The sequence below is a fragment of the Janthinobacterium sp. SUN206 genome (genome assembly GCF_030587305.1).
Classification (GTDB): Bacteria; Pseudomonadota; Gammaproteobacteria; order Burkholderiales; family Burkholderiaceae_D; genus Janthinobacterium; species Janthinobacterium kumbetense.
Genome location: NZ_JAPWIB010000001.1, coordinates 2,219,359 through 2,234,806, shown reverse-complemented (window position 1 = coordinate 2,234,806; position 15,448 = coordinate 2,219,359). Strand labels below are relative to the sequence as shown.

At 63.4% G+C, this 15,448-nt stretch carries 17 protein-coding genes; 9 read left to right on the top strand and 8 right to left on the bottom strand.

The features are described 5' to 3' along the window. Window positions 1-83: 83 nt before the first annotated feature. The gene (locus O3300_RS10100; protein WP_305052838.1) at window positions 84-581 is read right to left on the bottom strand and encodes a pyridoxamine 5'-phosphate oxidase family protein; all 498 of its coding nucleotides are present in this window, start codon (window positions 579-581) and stop codon (window positions 84-86) included. 273 nt (window positions 582-854) lie between these two features. Here O3300_RS10100 and O3300_RS10095 point away from each other — a divergent pair, with 273 nt between their 5' ends. The 6 genes from O3300_RS10095 (at window position 855) to O3300_RS10070 (ending at window position 5,964) form a co-directional block, all read left to right on the top strand. Continuing rightward, window positions 855-1,508: a PepSY-associated TM helix domain-containing protein gene (locus O3300_RS10095; protein ID WP_077407567.1), complete on the top strand. Its 654-nt coding sequence runs from the start codon at window positions 855-857 to the stop codon at window positions 1,506-1,508. Between the two features lie 33 nt (window positions 1,509-1,541). Further along, complete coding sequence (locus O3300_RS10090) at window positions 1,542-2,057, top strand: DUF2271 domain-containing protein (RefSeq protein ID WP_077407565.1); 516 nt, start codon at window positions 1,542-1,544, stop codon at window positions 2,055-2,057. 10 nt (window positions 2,058-2,067) lie between these two features. Beyond that, window positions 2,068-2,892, top strand: coding sequence for a DUF4198 domain-containing protein (locus O3300_RS10085; RefSeq protein ID WP_305052837.1), 825 nt, complete (start codon window positions 2,068-2,070; stop codon window positions 2,890-2,892). A 30-nt stretch (window positions 2,893-2,922) separates the two neighbouring features. Next, window positions 2,923-3,963: an FAD:protein FMN transferase gene (locus O3300_RS10080; RefSeq protein ID WP_305052836.1), complete on the top strand. Its 1,041-nt coding sequence runs from the start codon at window positions 2,923-2,925 to the stop codon at window positions 3,961-3,963. 12 nt (window positions 3,964-3,975) lie between these two features. Further along, window positions 3,976-5,340 carry a sulfite reductase subunit alpha gene (locus tag O3300_RS10075; RefSeq protein ID WP_305052835.1) on the top strand — a complete coding sequence of 455 codons (1,365 nt, stop codon included), beginning with the start codon at window positions 3,976-3,978 and terminating at the stop codon, window positions 5,338-5,340. 72 nt (window positions 5,341-5,412) lie between these two features. Next, on the top strand, window positions 5,413-5,964 hold the full coding sequence (locus tag O3300_RS10070; RefSeq protein WP_305052834.1) for a glutathione peroxidase: 552 nt from the start codon (window positions 5,413-5,415) through the stop codon (window positions 5,962-5,964). Between the two features lie 14 nt (window positions 5,965-5,978). Here the strand turns inward: O3300_RS10070 and O3300_RS10065 are convergent, their stop codons facing one another. The 6 genes from O3300_RS10065 to O3300_RS10040 form a co-directional block, all read right to left on the bottom strand. Beyond that, window positions 5,979-7,205: a DUF2325 domain-containing protein gene (locus O3300_RS10065; RefSeq protein ID WP_305052833.1), complete on the bottom strand. Its 1,227-nt coding sequence runs from the start codon at window positions 7,203-7,205 to the stop codon at window positions 5,979-5,981. A gap of 38 nt (window positions 7,206-7,243) precedes the next feature. Further along, window positions 7,244-7,570, bottom strand: a complete 327-nt coding sequence (locus O3300_RS10060) for a hypothetical protein (protein ID WP_099666986.1) — start codon at window positions 7,568-7,570, stop codon at window positions 7,244-7,246. 85 nt (window positions 7,571-7,655) lie between these two features. After that, window positions 7,656-7,853 (bottom strand): hemin uptake protein HemP, encoded by a 198-nt coding sequence (gene hemP, locus O3300_RS10055; RefSeq protein ID WP_034750559.1) that lies wholly within the window; start codon window positions 7,851-7,853, stop codon window positions 7,656-7,658. A 248-nt stretch (window positions 7,854-8,101) separates the two neighbouring features. Beyond that, on the bottom strand, window positions 8,102-8,908 hold the full coding sequence (locus O3300_RS10050; protein ID WP_035821063.1) for a Crp/Fnr family transcriptional regulator: 807 nt from the start codon (window positions 8,906-8,908) through the stop codon (window positions 8,102-8,104). Window positions 8,909-9,248: 340 nt separating this feature from the next. After that, window positions 9,249-9,893 (bottom strand): response regulator transcription factor, encoded by a 645-nt coding sequence (locus tag O3300_RS10045; protein ID WP_034783426.1) that lies wholly within the window; start codon window positions 9,891-9,893, stop codon window positions 9,249-9,251. Between the two features lie 154 nt (window positions 9,894-10,047). Continuing rightward, window positions 10,048-10,515 (bottom strand): universal stress protein, encoded by a 468-nt coding sequence (locus O3300_RS10040; RefSeq protein WP_099666987.1) that lies wholly within the window; start codon window positions 10,513-10,515, stop codon window positions 10,048-10,050. A 466-nt stretch (window positions 10,516-10,981) separates the two neighbouring features. Between O3300_RS10040 and O3300_RS10035 the strand changes: the two genes are divergently transcribed. Together O3300_RS10035 and O3300_RS10030 are read left to right on the top strand one after the other, a co-directional pair. Further along, window positions 10,982-11,848 (top strand): protein phosphatase CheZ, encoded by an 867-nt coding sequence (locus O3300_RS10035; protein ID WP_305052832.1) that lies wholly within the window; start codon window positions 10,982-10,984, stop codon window positions 11,846-11,848. Next, a complete protein-coding gene (locus O3300_RS10030; protein ID WP_305052831.1) occupies window positions 11,848-13,737 on the top strand; it encodes a chemotaxis protein CheA in 1,890 nt (629 codons plus the stop codon). The genes O3300_RS10035 and O3300_RS10030 overlap by 1 nt, the downstream gene beginning before the upstream one ends. A gap of 14 nt (window positions 13,738-13,751) precedes the next feature. Here O3300_RS10030 and O3300_RS10025 read toward each other — a convergent pair whose 3' ends face one another. Beyond that, window positions 13,752-13,928, bottom strand: a complete 177-nt coding sequence (locus O3300_RS10025; RefSeq protein WP_305052830.1) for a hypothetical protein — start codon at window positions 13,926-13,928, stop codon at window positions 13,752-13,754. An 87-nt stretch (window positions 13,929-14,015) separates the two neighbouring features. Here O3300_RS10025 and leuC point away from each other — a divergent pair, with 87 nt between their 5' ends. After that, on the top strand, window positions 14,016-15,419 hold the full coding sequence (gene leuC, locus O3300_RS10020; protein ID WP_305052829.1) for a 3-isopropylmalate dehydratase large subunit: 1,404 nt from the start codon (window positions 14,016-14,018) through the stop codon (window positions 15,417-15,419). Window positions 15,420-15,448: the final 29 nt, after the last annotated feature.

The window sequence follows — 15,448 nt, the reverse complement described above, 5'->3', positions numbered from 1 at the left end:
GTTCGCGCACGGCGGCTGGCCGTTTCCCCTTGCGCGCGGACAATGTCGCCTGCTTGCCGCCGGGGGGGAGACTGGCGACCCGGCTACAGGTCGACCCGTCCTTGTTCGCCCAGATACTTTGGCGGTTCGCCCGTGATGGCGGCCTTGGCCATTTCATAGAATTGCATCATCTTGCTGGCGCTGCTATCCCAGTATTCGGCTGACTGTATCGTTACCTTGATCAGCGACAGCTTCGGATCGTCGGCACCGCCTGGGAACCAGGCTTTTAGCAGCGGGTTCCACAATTCCTCCGCCTTGACGCGGTCCTTCAGCAACTGCGCGTGACCGCAGACGGACACATACAGGCTGTCGCCCGTGTCGACAAAGCTGACGTTGACTTGTGGATTGTTCAGCAAGTCGCGCGTGTAGGCGGCCTCGTCCGAGACAAAGAACCAGATGTGCCCTTCGCTGTCGACCTGCTGCTGCGTCAGCGGCCGGCTGGTGAGGGTGCGCATGTCATCGCTGGTGGTCAGCATGCCGAATTTGACGTCCTTGATCCTGGCCGCGATGCTGGCCAGTTGTTCGCTGGAATATGCTTGCATGGGTGCTCCCTTGATGGTTGTCCTGAACAACAGCATAGGCGGGCGCGGCAGGCGGCTCTGTACGGCAGCTTACGTAGTGGCGACTGCCTGCCTCGCGCCATGTTTCAAAGCTGTTACAAAACGCTGGCCCGGCGGGGCGCCCCATGTATTGACTTAATAAATGATAATCATTATCATTTGTTTGAAAATGAGGCATGAACTTTGATTGAAGGATGGGAATGAAGCACACTGACTTGTCGCGCCACCTGGCCCGCTCCTTGCCGGGAGCGCTCGATGGGTAATGCGGGCGCAGCAGACAAGGCCAAGAACAACGCCAGCCGCGCCGTCTGGCTGAAGAACTTGCATCAATGGCACTGGATCAGCTCAGCGCTTTGCCTGCTGGGCATGTTTCTGTTCGCCATTACCGGCATCACCTTGAACCACGCCGGCCAGATCGAAGCCAAGCCGGCGATCACGCGCCAGAAGGCGGCGTTGCCGGCACCCCTCGTCACGCAACTGGCCGCGTATGCCGCCAAGCACGATGGCGCCAATGCGCCCATGCCGGCCGACGCCGAAGCCTGGCTCAAGCAGCAGTGGTCGCTCAATGCGGGCGGCCGTCCCGCCGAATGGTCGATCGACGAAGTCTACCTGCCGCTGCCCAGGGCGGGTGGCGACGCCTGGGTGCGCATCGGGCTGGAAGATGGGGCCGCCGAATACGAATTGACGGACCGGGGCTGGGTCTCCTGGCTCAACGATGTCCACAAGGGCCGCAACACGGGCGTGGCGTGGAGCTGGTTCATCGACATCTTTGCCGGCGCCTGCATCGTGTTTTGCCTGACGGGCTTATTGATTTTGAAGTTCCACGCGGCCAACCGGCCATTTACCTGGCCGATGGTTGGCCTCGGTATCTTGATACCCTGCGCGATCGCCTTGCTGTTTATTCACTGATCGTTTTTACTCTTACTTTTTTACAGGCACACCATGAAATTACGCTACACCCTGGCGCTTGGCCTTCCCCTGATCGGTACGTCGGCGATGGCGGCCGACCTGTCCCTCAAGCTTGAACTCCCGCAATTGAACGTGGCGGAATACCACCGTCCCTACGTGGCGGCGTGGCTGGAAACGGCGGACCAGAAGGTGGTTGGCAACCTGGCCGTGCTGTACGACGTGAAAAAGAAAGACAAGGTCGGCGAGAAGTGGCTGAAGGACATGCGCCAATGGTGGCGCAAGAGCGGCCGCGACCTGGCCATGCCCGTGGACGGCGTCAGCGGCGCCACGCGTGCGCCAGGCGAACATACCTTGACCTTCCCTGGCGCCAAGGCCTTGCTCGACAAGTTGCCGGCGGGCGAATACCAGGTGGTGGTGGAAGCGGCGCGCGAAGCGGGCGGACGCGAACTGGTGCGCGTGCCGTTCCAGTGGCCGCTGAAATCGGCCCAGTCCGTGCCAGCCAAAGGCAAGGAAGAACTCGGTAATGTCGTCGTCCAACTCAAACCATAAGGCGCACCCCATGTTCAAGCAATTCAACAAACCCCTGATCGCCCTGGCCCTGGCTGGCCTGGCCATGAACGCCCACGCCCACCGCGGCTGGATGGTGCCATCGAGCACGATGGTGGAAAGCAAGGACGCCTGGGTGACGGTGGATGCCGCCGTTTCCGACGGCCTGTTCGAGATCGACCACCAGCCGCTGCGCCTGGACGCGCTGCAAGTCATCGGCCCGGACGGCGCCAAGGTCACGCCAGCAAATACGCTGACGGGCCGTTTGCGCAGCGTCTTCGACGTGAAAATGGAAAAGCCGGGCACGTACAAGGCGGCCATCGTGTCGCAAAACGTGATGGGCAGCTACACCGTGAACGGTGAGCAGAAGCGTTTCCGCGGCAACGAGGAAACCTTCAAGAAAGACGTGCCGGCCGACGCGAAAGACGTGAAAATCACGCGCACGGCAGCGCGCCTGGAAACTTTCTTCAGCAATGGCGAAACCAGCACGGAAGTGTTCAAGCCGACGGGCGTGGGCCTGGAATTCGTGCCGGTGACGCACCCGAACGACTTGCGCGCGGGCGAGAAAGCCACCTGGCGTTTCTTGATCGATGGCAAGCCGGCGGCGAACCAGGCGTTCAGCCTGGTGCCAGGCGGCGTGCGCTATCGTGGCGTGCTCGGTGAAATCCGCCAGAGCACGGATGCCAAGGGCGAGATCACGTTCACCGTGCCGGCCGCCGGCATGTATTACCTGAGCAGCACCTGGCCAGCGGCCGCGCCAGCCGTGGCCGGCCAGCCGCCCGTGATGCCGGAGCGCCGCGCCACCTACGCGGCTTCCGTGGAAGTGCTGCCGCAGTAAGCGGCGGCATCTTCGCGAGCGAGAGCGCCGATGCGCCGGGTCCTGCTGCCGCAGCATATTTCCGATCAGGTCGCGCCGCCCGGCGCCGCGATCCGGGACTTGCGCGGCCTGTCGATGGGCACCAGCTGGTCGGTGCGCTTGCTGGAGCCCGCCATGCCGGGACGCGCGGGCAGCGCCGACCTGCGGCGGGGCTTGCAGCAGCAGCTGGATCTTGTTGTAGCGCAAATGAGCCACTGGGACGAGGACTCGGACCTGGGCCGCTTCAACCGGGCAGAGCCCGGCAGCTGGCACAGCCTGCCCGCCGCCTTTTGCGAGGTGCTGGGCTTTGCCATGCACGTGTCGCAGGCGTCCGGCGGCGCGTATGACCCGTGCGCCGGTACCCTCGTCAACCTGTGGGGCTTCGGCCCCCGCAAGCGCTACGATGAGCCCGGCTTCCTGCCGCCGAAAGACGATACCGTGGCGCTGCTGCTGGCGCAGCGCCAGCGCCGCCGCCTGGAACTGGACTTGCCGGCCCGCCGCGCGCGCCAGCCGGGCGGCTTGCAGCTGGATTTGTCCGCCGTGGCCAAGGGCTATGGCGTGGACCGCCTGGCCCGCTACCTGGACAGCCAGGGCATCCATCATTACCTGGTCGAAGTGGGCGGCGAGCTGCGCGGCGCCGGAAGCAAGCCCGACGGCCAGCCGTGGTGGGTGATGCTGGAACAGGTCGATGGCGCCGCCGATCGTGCCGATAATGCGCAGCATCCGCCGGAAATGCTGCTGGCGCTGCACGGCTTGTCCGTGGCGACGTCGGGCGATTACCGGCGTTTCTTCGAAGATGGCACGGTGCGTTTCTCGCACACCATCGATCCGCGCAGCGGCATGCCGATCGCCAATCAACTCGCTTCCGTCACCGTCGTGCACGCCGAATGCATGGCGGCCGATGCCTGGTCGACGGCCTTGACGGTGCTGGGCCCGGAAGCCGGCATGGCGCTGGCCGAAGAGCAGGGCCTGGCCGCGCGCTTCCTGCAGCGCGACGGCGATGGTTACCATGAAACGCTGAGCAGCCACATGCTGGCCATGCTCGACGAATGAACGATTGATTCCATGATTTTTACGCACGATACGACGCGGCTGGCCTTGCTGGCCGCCCTGTCCCTCAGTTATGCGGGCGTGTGCCTGGCGCCCTGGCTGCGTGCGCGCGCCAGGCGCCGCGCGTCCGACGCCGCGAAGGCGGCGCTGGCCAACAGTCCCGCCTGGCTGGTGGCGTATGCGAGCCAGACGGGCAATGCCGAGGAACTGGCCACGCAAACGGCGCAGAGCCTGCAACTGGCCGGCATTCCCGTGCGCCTGTGTGCGCTGGCCGACCTCACGGCCATTGATCTGCAACAAGCGGAGCGGGCCTTGTTTTTGGTCAGCACCTATGGCGAAGGCGATGCGCCCGACAATGCGGCCGCCTTCATGGGCCGTTTGATGACGGGCGAACTGGCGCTGCCGCAATTGCACTACGCCGTGCTGGCCCTGGGCGACCGCAGCTATGGCCAGTTCTGCGGCTTCGGCCGCGCGCTCGATGCCTGGCTGGCGGAGCAGGGCGCCTCGCGCCTGTTCGAGCGCATCGAAGTCGACCGCAGCGCCAGCGCCACCATCGAGCAATGGTTCCAGCACCTGAGCCACCTGGCCGGTACCAGCGACGCGCCCGACTGGAGCGCGCCCGCATTCGGCGACTGGCGCCTGACACGTCGGCAGTTGCTCAATCCCGGCAGCGCCGGCGGCCCCATCTATCACGTGGAACTGGCGCCCGTGGCAGGCAGCCTGCCTGACTGGCAGTCGGGCGACCTGGTGCAGGTGGCCGCGCCGCTTGATCCTGCGCAACCGCGCGAATATTCGATCGCCTCGATTCCACACGACGGCGGCGTGCACTTGCTGGTGCGCCAGCATGCGCATCCCGACGGCAGCCTGGGCCTGGCCTCGGGCTGGCTCACGGCGCAGGCCGCTGTCGGCGACGTGGTGCAACTGCGCTTGCGCCAGCACCGGCGTTTCCGCCTGGAAGACAATGCCCAGCGGCCCCTGATTTTAATTGGCAACGGCAGCGGCATCGCCGGCTTGCGCGGCCATTTGAAAAGCCGCGTGCTGGCAGGGCAACGGCGCAATTGGCTGATCTTTGGCGAACGCAACCTTGACCACGATTTCCATTATCGCGAGGAAATTGAGCACTGGCATGCCAGCGGCGACTTGCCGCGCCTGGACCTGGCGTTTTCGCGCGACCAGGCGGAGCGAACCTATGTGCAGGACCGCTTGCGCGGCAATGCCGATGAAATCAAATTGTGGCTGCAGCAGGGCGCGGCCATCTACATTTGCGGCAGCCTGGCCGGCATGGCGGGCGGCGTCGACCAGGCCCTGCAAGACATGCTGGGACGGCCCGCGCTCGACGCGCTGGCAGCGGAAGGGCGCTACCGGCGCGACGTCTACTGAGTTGTTGACGCCGCCAGCACGTTCGCGCACACACGGCTATCATGATTGTTTTATCCGCCGAGGAGATACATCATGAGCGACAGTATTTACGACATTCCTTTGCGCCGCATCAATGGCGAACCCACCAGCCTGGATGCCTATCGGGGCAAGGTCGTGCTGGTGGTCAATGTCGCCTCCGCCTGCGGCTTGACGCCGCAGTACGAAGGACTGGAAAAGCTCTACGCCGACAAGCAGGCCGAGGGCCTGGTGGTGGCCGGTTTTCCCGCGAATGAATTCGGCGCGCAGGAACCGGGCAGCAATGCCGAGATCGCCGATTTCTGCCGCGGCACCTTCGGCGTGCAATTTCCCCTGTTTGAAAAAATCGTCGTCAAGGGGCCGGGCCAGCATCCGCTGTACCAGCGCCTGGTGCAAGAGCAGCCGCGGGCGCAGGAAAAGCCGGGCAGCGATTTCCGCGCCAAGCTGGCCGGCTACGGCATCACGCAGGAGCAGCCCAGCGACGTGCTGTGGAATTTCGAGAAGTTTTTGATCAGCAAGGACGGCAAGGTGGTGGGGCGTTTCGCGCCCGACACCACGGTCGATGATGCGCTCTTGCGCGAAGCGATCGCGCGCGAGTTGCAGGCCTAGGTTTAGGCCTGGATTTAGTCGGCGGCGTCCAGCGCGGCCGGCTCCATCTCGCCACTGACTTCCTGCAAGCCCCGTGCCAGGCTGGAGATGCTGGGGTTGTCGATGAAGACGCAGCGCTTGCCCGTGCGCTTGCAATAATCTTTCACGCGCCAGTAGGCGCTGTGGCTGATGCAGCCCGTCTGGCAAATCACCAGGTCGGCCGCCGCCAGGCTCGAATCGAGCAGGTTGGCATTGTCTTCCAGGCCGCCGTCGTGGTGGGCGAATTGCGCGCCGACCCGCTCGATCAGGGCGCGGTAGGTGGCGACATTGCCGCTGCGCCCGCCCACGCACAGGACGCTTTGATCGACGAGGCGGATCGGCATTTTCAGCTTGCCGCCCGTCGGCACTTCCAGCTTCGGCGCCGGTGGCGGCACGGCCGTGCCCGGACGAGGCTGGGCTTGCTTCAAATCCGCGATTTGCTGGCGCAATTCCTTTTCGCGCTCATCCATTTGCGCCAAGCGTTCGACCAGGCGCGTGCGCGATTCCAGCGCCGGGATGGCCGCCTGCAATTGCGCCAGTTCCGCGCGCAAGCCGTCGATCACGCTATCCTTGCCGATCGCTTCTGCACGCGTGCGCAGCAGCACGGCTTCCTGGCGTTCCAGTTCGCCCGTCTTTTCCATCAGTGCTGCCTGGCTGCGCTGTTGCAGCTTGGCCAGTTCGTGCGTCAGGCGCGCATTTTCTTCCTGCAAGGCCGTAAACTTGCCCATGTCGGCGCGCACGCAGGCGCCGGCCTGGTGCTGGATCATGTGCAAGTCTCTGCACATCTGCTCTTCCAGCTCGGCGTCGCAGCGCGGGTGCGTCAGGCCGGCCCAGAAAGCGCCCGACACGTCGCCGTTGGCGACGGCCGTGCGCCACAGTTCGGCCACTTGGTCCGTCGTCTTGGCGCCGCGAAAGCGCAGGATCACGGGGGCGTAGCGGCGTTCGAGTTCCTTTTGCAGCGCTTCGGACAGGCGGTTGCGCGCGCCGCATTCCGTCACGGCGCCCACGTGCACTTCGTAGTCGTCGGCCAGCACGCGCCCGCCCGTCATCTTGCCCACCAGCTTGCGCAAGTATCCCAGGGGCAAGCCTACGCCGACCAGCGGGCAATGACAGGTATGCGACAGTTCCCACAGCCGGCGGCGGCGTGAAGCGAGCGCGGCCGGTTCGGCCCCGCCGCTGGAACAATTGCTGATGACGGGCAGGGACTGGTCTTTGTCACACATGGCGATATCCTGTTGGGCGATGGGGGATGGAAAAGAAATTATTGCGGCAGGGGCGAGGCGGGGCGCTTGGCGCTCAGCATGCGTGCCAGGCGCTCAAGCCAGCTGGTGCTGGGCGGCGCGGGCCGGTGCAGCGCCACGAGGGCAGCCCATTGCTGCGACAGTTGCTGGCAGGTCGCTTGCAGCACGGGGCCCAGGCCGGGCGAGTTTGACAGCACTTGCAGATGGCGTTCGATGACACCCGCCAGTTTCTCGCAGGGACTGCCCGCATGGTAGTGCGACATCAGGTGCAGCACGGCCGACAGCAGCAATTCAGGCTGTTGGCCTTGCGGAGGAGGAAACATCGGGGAAGGTCGGTCGTTCGCCATCAAACACTCCTGTGCGGTGGTTTGGCTGGCTGCGCGCACGGGGCACGACTGGCTGGCGAGTGTGGTGACTGGCTGCCGTGCTGCTTCAGGCAGTCAGGATCAGCTTGTTCAATTGGGTGACGCGCAGGCGATAGATCTTGCCGCTGTGCTCAATCTCCACTTCGCGGCCCTGCTGCAGCAGCGCTTCGCTGGTGATGCGGCGCGCCGGCTGGGCCATGCTGACGGGAGGACGGACGTGGGCGGTAGCGGCATCCTGGATCAAGGCTGGTTTTGAGCTTTGCATGTTGGGCTTTCTTTGTCTCAGTTGAGAATGATTCGTATTTGCATTATTGTTGAATGTGGCCCGAAAAGCAAGGCTTATTTGTGCGGAATCCGCGCTTTTTTACGGTGGGACGGCAGCGTGGGAGCGAGTGCTGCGCAAAGGCGGCCGCTGGCGCGGCGCGGAAGGGGGCGGCAGCAAAAAAGACCCGGCAAGGCAGTGCGCCTTGGCCGGGTCAAGCCTGTGCCAAGCTTGAGGAAATCGGGATGAAGCTAGATGGTGGCCAGCAATTGCGCCGAGGCGCTGGCGGCCGCGGTGGTATCGGCCTTGAGCTTGGCGGCGGCCAGCTGCTTGGCGCGCGAACGCGACGGCGGCAGGCGGCGCAGGGTTTTCAGGGCGTCCGGATCCTTGATGCCGATGGTGCGCTGGTCAACCGTGATCAGGCCGATTTCATTGAAGGCGGACAAGGTGCGGCTGACCGTTTCCAGGGTCAGGCCCAGGTAGCTGCCGATTTCGTGGCGCGTCATGCGCAGGTTGAACAGCTTGCTCGAGTAGCCCATCTGCGCAAAGCGGTCGGCCAGCGAGACGAGGAAGCGCGCCACGCGGGCTTCGGCGCTGAGGGCGCCCAGCATGCCGATCATGGCTTGCTCGCGCACCAGTTCGCGGCTCATCACGCCGTACATGACATTTTCCAGTTCCAGGTGGACACGACCCAGCGCCGTGAGTTTCTTGAACGGCAGCAGGATCAGGTCGCAGTCGGACAGGGCCACCGCTTCCGAGGAATAGTGGCGCGAGTGGATGCCGTCGACGCCCAGCATGTCGCCCTTCATGGGAAAGCTGAGCACCTGCTCATTGCCGAATTCATCGATGAGCACGGTTTTCAGGAAGCCCGAATTGACGATGTACAGGGTGTCGAACGGCTGGCCGATCGTGTGCACGCGCTGGCCCGTCTTGAATTGCACGTGCTGGAACAGCAGTTCGTCGGCGGCGATGGTGCAGGCGCTGGAGATATGCAGCAGGTCGCACACCTCCTTCAGGTTCGACCAGAGCCGGCCCTGGCGCTGGCGTCCTGCTTCCATCGGAGCGGAGGGGGCCAGCGATGGTGAGGCGGCGCGGGTGTCGGGCATTTGCGTGGACAGCATGTTCATCTCCTGGTGACAGGTAGTTCAGAGTTGAATGACGGGGTGCACGGGACGGCGGGCAGGCGTGGGCCGGCGGCGCGCGTTCGGGCAGGTAATGCTCAATTCGCTGAAGACTTGCTGTGTGATGAAATAACTTTCCAGCAACTTGATTACTGGTTTCAGTATGCCAACAAGCGTATGCAATTAATATCAGCAGTGGCTGAATATGGCAGTAGGAGCTGTGGTAGATGAAGTAGGATTGTTCCTACAGTCGACGCGCGGGCGCGCGTCGCCGTATTCAGGTCTTGAAGGGGGAGAGCAGGCGGTGCGCCACGGCATACTGGACCATTTCTGACAGGGAACTCATGCCCATCTTTTGCATGATGCGCGTCTTGTGCGTACTCACCGTCTTGACGCTCAGATGCAGGTTGTTGGCAATTTCCGTGATCGACTTGCCTGCCACCAGCAGGGAAAAGACTTCGAATTCGCGGTCCGACAACTGTTTATGCAGCAAGCTTTCATTCGGCATCATGATGTTGAGCACGAGCTGCTCCGCCACCTCGGCGCTGATGTAGGGACGTCCCGACGCCACCTTGTGGATGGCGCCCACGAGCTGGGTGCCCGCGCTTTCCTTGGTCAGATAGCCTTGCGCGCCGGCGCGGATGGCGCGCACCGCATACTGCTCTTCCTCGTGCATGGTGAGGATCAGGATGGACAGCTTGGGCGCCTCGCTGCGGATTTGCCGGATCAGGTCGACGCCGCTGCGGCCCGGCATCGACAAGTCGAGCAGCAACAGGTCGAAGCCGCCCTGGCGCACATGGTTGAGTACTTCAAAACCGTCGATGGCTTCACCCACGATGTCGATATCCGGCGCGCCGTCAAGGATGCGCTTCAATCCTTCACGCATGATGGTGTGGTCGTCGGCAATCACAATACGTATCATAGGCGGGCAATCTGGTGGCGTGTAATCTGCTCTGTCCGTCACCGGACAATCAAATGTTGAGAAACGAGAAACGTTGTCATTTTAACCGAAGCTGCCGCGCTGTGCCTTTTCTTGCGATGTGCCGGTGCGGCGGCCCCCGTGGCCATGTGACCCCTTATTTTGTCGGGGGTTCCTTGATCAGCCTGTGTACCAGCACGGGCAATTTCGAGTGCGACAGCACCTTGTTGGTCACGCTGCCCAGCAGCAACTGACCCCAGCCGCTGCGGCCATGCGAACCCATGAAAATCAGGTCGCATTGCTGCAATTGCGCCACTTCCACGATTTTCAGGGCGGGGCTGTCGGAAAAGGCCGTCAATCCCGTCGCTTGCAAGCCCCGCTTGGCAGCGGCGTCGAGCACGGGTTGCCAGTGGTCGGCGCCCGCCTTGCGCATGGCGACGCGGTATTCCTCTTCGCTGGGATAGCTCGGCGGAATGATTTCGATGTACACCGGGTACTGGTACTCGGGCGCCACATACACGGCAAGGATGTCGGCGTGCATTTGTTCGGCAAAGGCAACGCCGGCACAGGCCGTCAAGTTGGAGACGGTGGAGCCGTCCGTGGCGATCAGAATTTTCTTATACATGGCAGGTCCTTTGGCAGTGACTCAGCGCGCGCAACGCCTCTTATTGTAGACGTGGCGGCAGCATTGTATTCATGTAAAGACTTGATAATTATCAATACTACTGCACCTTCAGTATAGACAACATTGGCAGAAAGATCGTGTTTAGCTGCGGCAGGGTCCGTCTGGCGCCGTTGCGCAGGCGCTTGAGGGCAGGATTTCTTGTGTCGCGCGTGGTCTTGCACCCACGCCAATGGTAGTATTTCAAAATACAACAGCAGGAACACTTATTTCCTGGCGGAAAAGCTCTTGCGGACCCGCTTTGCACCAGGAAGCGCGTTTTGAGATTTACCAACAGGGCGGCGCCCTGCTACACTCGCACCATCGCAGCGGTATTGCCTCAAATCATCTTAATCGAGAAATTGTGGGTATCAGTCTGTAAAACGCACAGTTCAGGCGGAATTTTGACAAATTATGGAGAAGCAGGGATATGACCAACGCCGCTGATGATTTCGATGCATTATTCGATGAAGTATCCGCGCAAAGCGCGGCCGCAGCCACGCCGGCGCCTGCCGCCGCGCCCGCTCCCGCCGTGATCGCGGATGACGATTTTGATGCGCTGTTCGACTCCGTGTCGGCCAGCGCCGCCGTACCGGCAGCCGCAGCGGCGCCGGTGGCTGCCGCGCCAGCCGCAGCGGAAGCGGCCCCCGTGGCCAGCGCCGACGCGCCTGGCGAAGCGGCCGACCCGGTCGACCAGTCCGACAAGCCGATGTTCGAGCGCCTGGGCGGCATCGTGCGCCTGCTGCACGATTCGCTGCGCGAACTGGGCTACGACAAGGCGTTGACGGAAGCGTCGTCGCAGATCGTCGACGCCCAGGACCGCCTGGAATATGTCGCCACCCTGACGGAACAGGCCGCCAACAAGGTCTTGAACACGCTCGACGAAGGCATGCCGGCACAGGACGTGCTGTCGAAGAAAGCCAAGGACATGGACGGCCGCTGGACGGCGCTGTTCGACGGCAAGCTGAGCCTGGAAGAATTCAAGGCCCTGGCCGGCGATTCGCGCCAGTTCGCGCAAGCCGTTGCCGAAGCGACGGAAGCGGAAAAAGCCCGCTTGCTGGAAATCATGATGGCCCAGGACTTCCAGGACATCACGGGCCAGCTGATCAAAAAAGTGGTCAACATCACCAAGACGGTGGAAAACGAGCTGGCTCAGCTGCTGCGCGACAACGCGCCGGCCGAGGTGCGCGAAAAACTGGCGCAAAAGCCGGTGCCGCTGATGCAGGGCCCGTCCGTGCCGTCGGTGGCGCTGGACCAGGATAATGTAGACGACCTTCTTGCGGATTTGGGATTCTAATGGACGATATGCTCAAGGATTTCGTCGTTGAGGCGATGGATCTTGCGGTTAATGTTGAAGAGCACTTATTGCGCCTCGAGCGTGATCCTGACAACAAGGAAACACTGAATGCCGTGTTTCGTTCCTTCCACACCATCAAGGGTGGCGCCGGTTTCATGGGCCTGCCTGCGCTGGTGGCGGCCTGCCACCTGACGGAAAACCTGTTCGACGCCTTGCGCACGGGCGCCGCGCCCGTGACGCCGATCGCCATCGAGGCGGCGCTACAAGCGTCCGGTTTCGTGGCCGACCAGCTGACGGAACTGGCGAACGGCGCCGCGCCGGAAAGCTTGCCGGCCATGCCGGAAGAGCTGGAACACATCCTGACGAACGCCATCGAAGGCAAGGGCATGGACGCGCCTGCGCCTGCCGCCGCCGTGGTGGCGGAAGCGGCCGCGCCTGTTGCCGAGGTCGCTGAAGTGCTTGCAGCCGCGCCTGCCGCTGTCGCGGCCACTGCCAGCGCCGATGGCCTGGACTGGGAAGGCATGTATAACGCCGTCGTGCCCGAGGCCAGCCGCGTCGCTGCCGCACCGGTGTCCGCCGTCGCCGCTGCGCCTGCCGTCGTGGCCGCCGCGCCTGCCGCTGCTGCCGCCGCCAAACCGGCCGCCAAGGCCTGGGATGGCGCCGAACGCCGCGAAGAGCGCCCGGAAGTGCGCCATGCCGCGCCCGTCAAGGAAGACAGCATCCGCGTCGACGCCGTCAAGCTCGACGCATTGCTGGAAGTGGCCGGCGAATCCGTGCAGGCCGCCAACCAGGCTGCCGTGTTGCTCGAGCGCTTGCTGCAATTCAAATTTGAAGGCCAGGCCGCCACCCTGATGGCGACCCTGGCGGAAACCCTGGAACGCGCTTCGCGTTACTCGACGGAACTGCAGCGGGCCACCCTGGCCACGCGCATGCAGCCCGTCGGCCGCCTGTTCCAGAAATTCCCGCGCCTGGTGCGCGAACTGGCCAAGGATCTGGGCAAGGATGTCGAACTGACCATCGAAGGCGCGGAGACGGAAGTCGACCGCGTGGTGGTCGACAGCCTGTACGATCCGCTCGTGCACATGCTGCGCAACTCGCTCGACCATGGCGTCGAATCGCCGGAAGCGCGCCTGGCTGCCGGCAAGCCCGCCAAATCGTATATTTCACTGAAGGCATGGCAGGAAGCCAACAGTGTCATGATCGTGCTGCAGGATGACGGCAAGGGCATGGACCCGGCTTTCCTGCGCAGCAAGGCCCAGCAAAAGGGCTTGATCAGCGAAAACGCGCAATTGAGCAACGACGAATGCTTCCAGCTGGTGTTCCTGCCGGGCTTCTCGACCAAGGAAGTCGCGTCCAGCGTCTCCGGGCGCGGCGTCGGCATGGACGTGGTGAAAACGGCCGTGGAGAAAAACCGCGGCGCCATCCACATCGAATCGGCGCTGGGCAAGGGCACGAAGTTCGCCATCCGCCTGCCGATCGAACTGTCGATCGTGCCGACCATGCTCGTGTCGACCTCGGGCGCCGCGCTGGCGTTGCCGATGGCCGTGGTGCAGCGCGTCGTCGAATTGCCGGAAACCTTCATGGAAGTGGGCGGCGCGCCCGTGCTGAAAGACCAGGGCCGTCCATTGCCCGTGCGGTCGCTGGCCGGTTCGCTGGGCTACGAATCGTGCAGCGAACGCGTCGGCATTGTTGTCGCTGCGCCACAGCCGTACATTCTCGCCGTGGAAGCCGTCGATGGCACGGCCGACCTCGTGATCAAGCCGATGACGGCCATCACCGTGGAAGGCATCACGGGCACGGCCCGCTCGGCCGAGGGCGAGCTGGTGCTAGTCGTGGGCCTATCTTTCCTGATGGATGGTTGCAGGGGAAGTGTGCGCATGGCTGCCTAACAACACAGGCCAGTTCACATCCAGCCCGCTGCAGACCTCTGCAGCGGGCTTTTTTTCGGCTTTTTTCGATTTTTATTCGCCCCGCCGGCATTTTGGCGGATTTTCGTATCAGCAATTTTTTCGCCATATCCGCAAAGCGCGCCAAATTTTGTATCGCCCATCCCACGCTGGGGCGGCTTTTGGTTCTGCATTGCACAATATATGGCATAATCATTGCCGATCCCTCCGATCAGTAGACAGATCACTTAAACACAGGCTGTGGCAACGCTGCATAAATCATGATGAAGACGCTTTACGACAAACTTTGGGAATCCCACGTTGTTCGGGCCGAAGATGATGGCACGACAATTCTGTACATCGACCGGCACCTGCTGCACGAAGTCACCAGCCCGCAAGCCTTCGATGGCCTCAGCGTGGCGGGCCGCCAGCCGTGGCGCATTTCCGCCAACCTGGCCGTGGCCGACCATAACGTGCCCACCACCAGCCGCGTCGACGGCATTGCCGACCCGGTCTCGCGCCTGCAGGTGGAAACCCTGGACAAGAACGCCCGGCACTATGGCTTGACCTACTTCAACATGAACGACAAGCGCCAGGGTATCGTGCATGTGATCGGCCCCGAGCAGGGCGCGACCTTGCCCGGCATGACGGTCGTCTGCGGCGATTCGCACACGTCCACGCACGGCGCGTTCGGCGCGCTGGCGCACGGCATCGGCACGTCCGAAGTGGAACACGTGCTGGCCACGCAGACCTTGCTGCAAAAGAAATCCAAATCCATGCTGGTGCAGGTCGGCGGCGCCTTGCCGGCCGGCGTGACGGCGAAAGATATCGTGCTGGCCATCATCGGCAAGATCGGCACGGCCGGCGGTACGGGCTACTGTATCGAGTTCGGCGGCTCGGCCATCCGCGCCCTGTCGATGGAAGGCCGCATGACGGTGTGCAACATGGCCATCGAGGCGGGCGCGCGCGCCGGCATCATCGGCGTGGACGACACCACCATCAATTACGTCAAGGGCCGCCCGTTTTCGCCGGCCGGTCCCCACTGGGAACGCGCCGTGGCCTATTGGCGCACCCTGCATTCGGACCCGGGCGCCCGCTTCGACCTCGTCGTCACCCTGAACGCGCAAGACATCGTGCCGCAAGTGACCTGGGGCACGTCGCCCGAGATGGTGATCGGCGTCGATGGCCGCGTGCCGGACCCCGACCAGGAAAAAGACAGCGTCAAGCGCGATGCGATGGAAAAGGCGCTCGTCTACATGAACCTCAAGCCGAACACGGCCATCGAAGACATCCGCATCGACAAGGTCTTCATCGGTTCCTGCACCAATTCGCGCATCGAGGATTTGCGCGCGGCAGCGGCCGTGGTGCGCGGCAAGTACCGCGCCTCGAACGTCACCCTGGCGCTGGTGGTGCCCGGTTCCGGCCTGGTGAAAGACCAGGCGGAGCGCGAGGGACTCGACCGCATCTTCAAGGATGCCGGTTTCGAATGGCGCGAGCCGGGCTGTTCCATGTGCCTGGCCATGAATGCGGACCGCCTGGAGCCGGGCGAACGCTGCGCGTCCACGTCGAACCGCAACTTCGAAGGCCGGCAAGGGCAGGGCGGGCGTACCCACCTGGTGTCGCCCGCGATGGCGGCCGCGGCAGGTATCGCCGGCCACTTTGTCGACGTGCGGGGCTTGCGATGAATTAAGGGAACTGCGTGGTAACGCAGCCA

Bases quoted from the DNA above. Each gene is read 5' to 3' on its own strand.
- O3300_RS10080 (WP_305052836.1), top strand. From the start codon at position 2,923: ATGCGCCGGGTCCTGCTGCCGCAGCATATTTCCGATCAGGTCGCGCCG.
- O3300_RS10065 (WP_305052833.1), bottom strand. From the start codon at position 7,205: ATGTGTGACAAAGACCAGTCCCTGCCCGTCATCAGCAATTGTTCCAGC.
- O3300_RS10035 (WP_305052832.1), top strand. From the start codon at position 10,982: ATGACCAACGCCGCTGATGATTTCGATGCATTATTCGATGAAGTATCC.
- O3300_RS10075 (WP_305052835.1), top strand. From the start codon at position 3,976: ATGATTTTTACGCACGATACGACGCGGCTGGCCTTGCTGGCCGCCCTG.
- O3300_RS10100 (WP_305052838.1), bottom strand. From the start codon at position 581: ATGCAAGCATATTCCAGCGAACAACTGGCCAGCATCGCGGCCAGGATC.
- O3300_RS10090 (WP_077407565.1), top strand. From the start codon at position 1,542: ATGAAATTACGCTACACCCTGGCGCTTGGCCTTCCCCTGATCGGTACG.
- O3300_RS10030 (WP_305052831.1), top strand. From the start codon at position 11,848: ATGGACGATATGCTCAAGGATTTCGTCGTTGAGGCGATGGATCTTGCG.
- O3300_RS10085 (WP_305052837.1), top strand. From the start codon at position 2,068: ATGTTCAAGCAATTCAACAAACCCCTGATCGCCCTGGCCCTGGCTGGC.
- O3300_RS10050 (WP_035821063.1), bottom strand. From the start codon at position 8,908: ATGGAAGCAGGACGCCAGCGCCAGGGCCGGCTCTGGTCGAACCTGAAG.
- O3300_RS10025 (WP_305052830.1), bottom strand. From the start codon at position 13,928: ATGCAGAACCAAAAGCCGCCCCAGCGTGGGATGGGCGATACAAAATTT.
- O3300_RS10040 (WP_099666987.1), bottom strand. From the start codon at position 10,515: ATGTATAAGAAAATTCTGATCGCCACGGACGGCTCCACCGTCTCCAAC.
- O3300_RS10070 (WP_305052834.1), top strand. From the start codon at position 5,413: ATGAGCGACAGTATTTACGACATTCCTTTGCGCCGCATCAATGGCGAA.
- O3300_RS10060 (WP_099666986.1), bottom strand. From the start codon at position 7,570: ATGGCGAACGACCGACCTTCCCCGATGTTTCCTCCTCCGCAAGGCCAA.
- O3300_RS10095 (WP_077407567.1), top strand. From the start codon at position 855: ATGGGTAATGCGGGCGCAGCAGACAAGGCCAAGAACAACGCCAGCCGC.
- O3300_RS10045 (WP_034783426.1), bottom strand. From the start codon at position 9,893: ATGATACGTATTGTGATTGCCGACGACCACACCATCATGCGTGAAGGA.
- leuC (WP_305052829.1), top strand. From the start codon at position 14,016: ATGATGAAGACGCTTTACGACAAACTTTGGGAATCCCACGTTGTTCGG.
- hemP (WP_034750559.1), bottom strand. From the start codon at position 7,853: ATGCAAAGCTCAAAACCAGCCTTGATCCAGGATGCCGCTACCGCCCAC.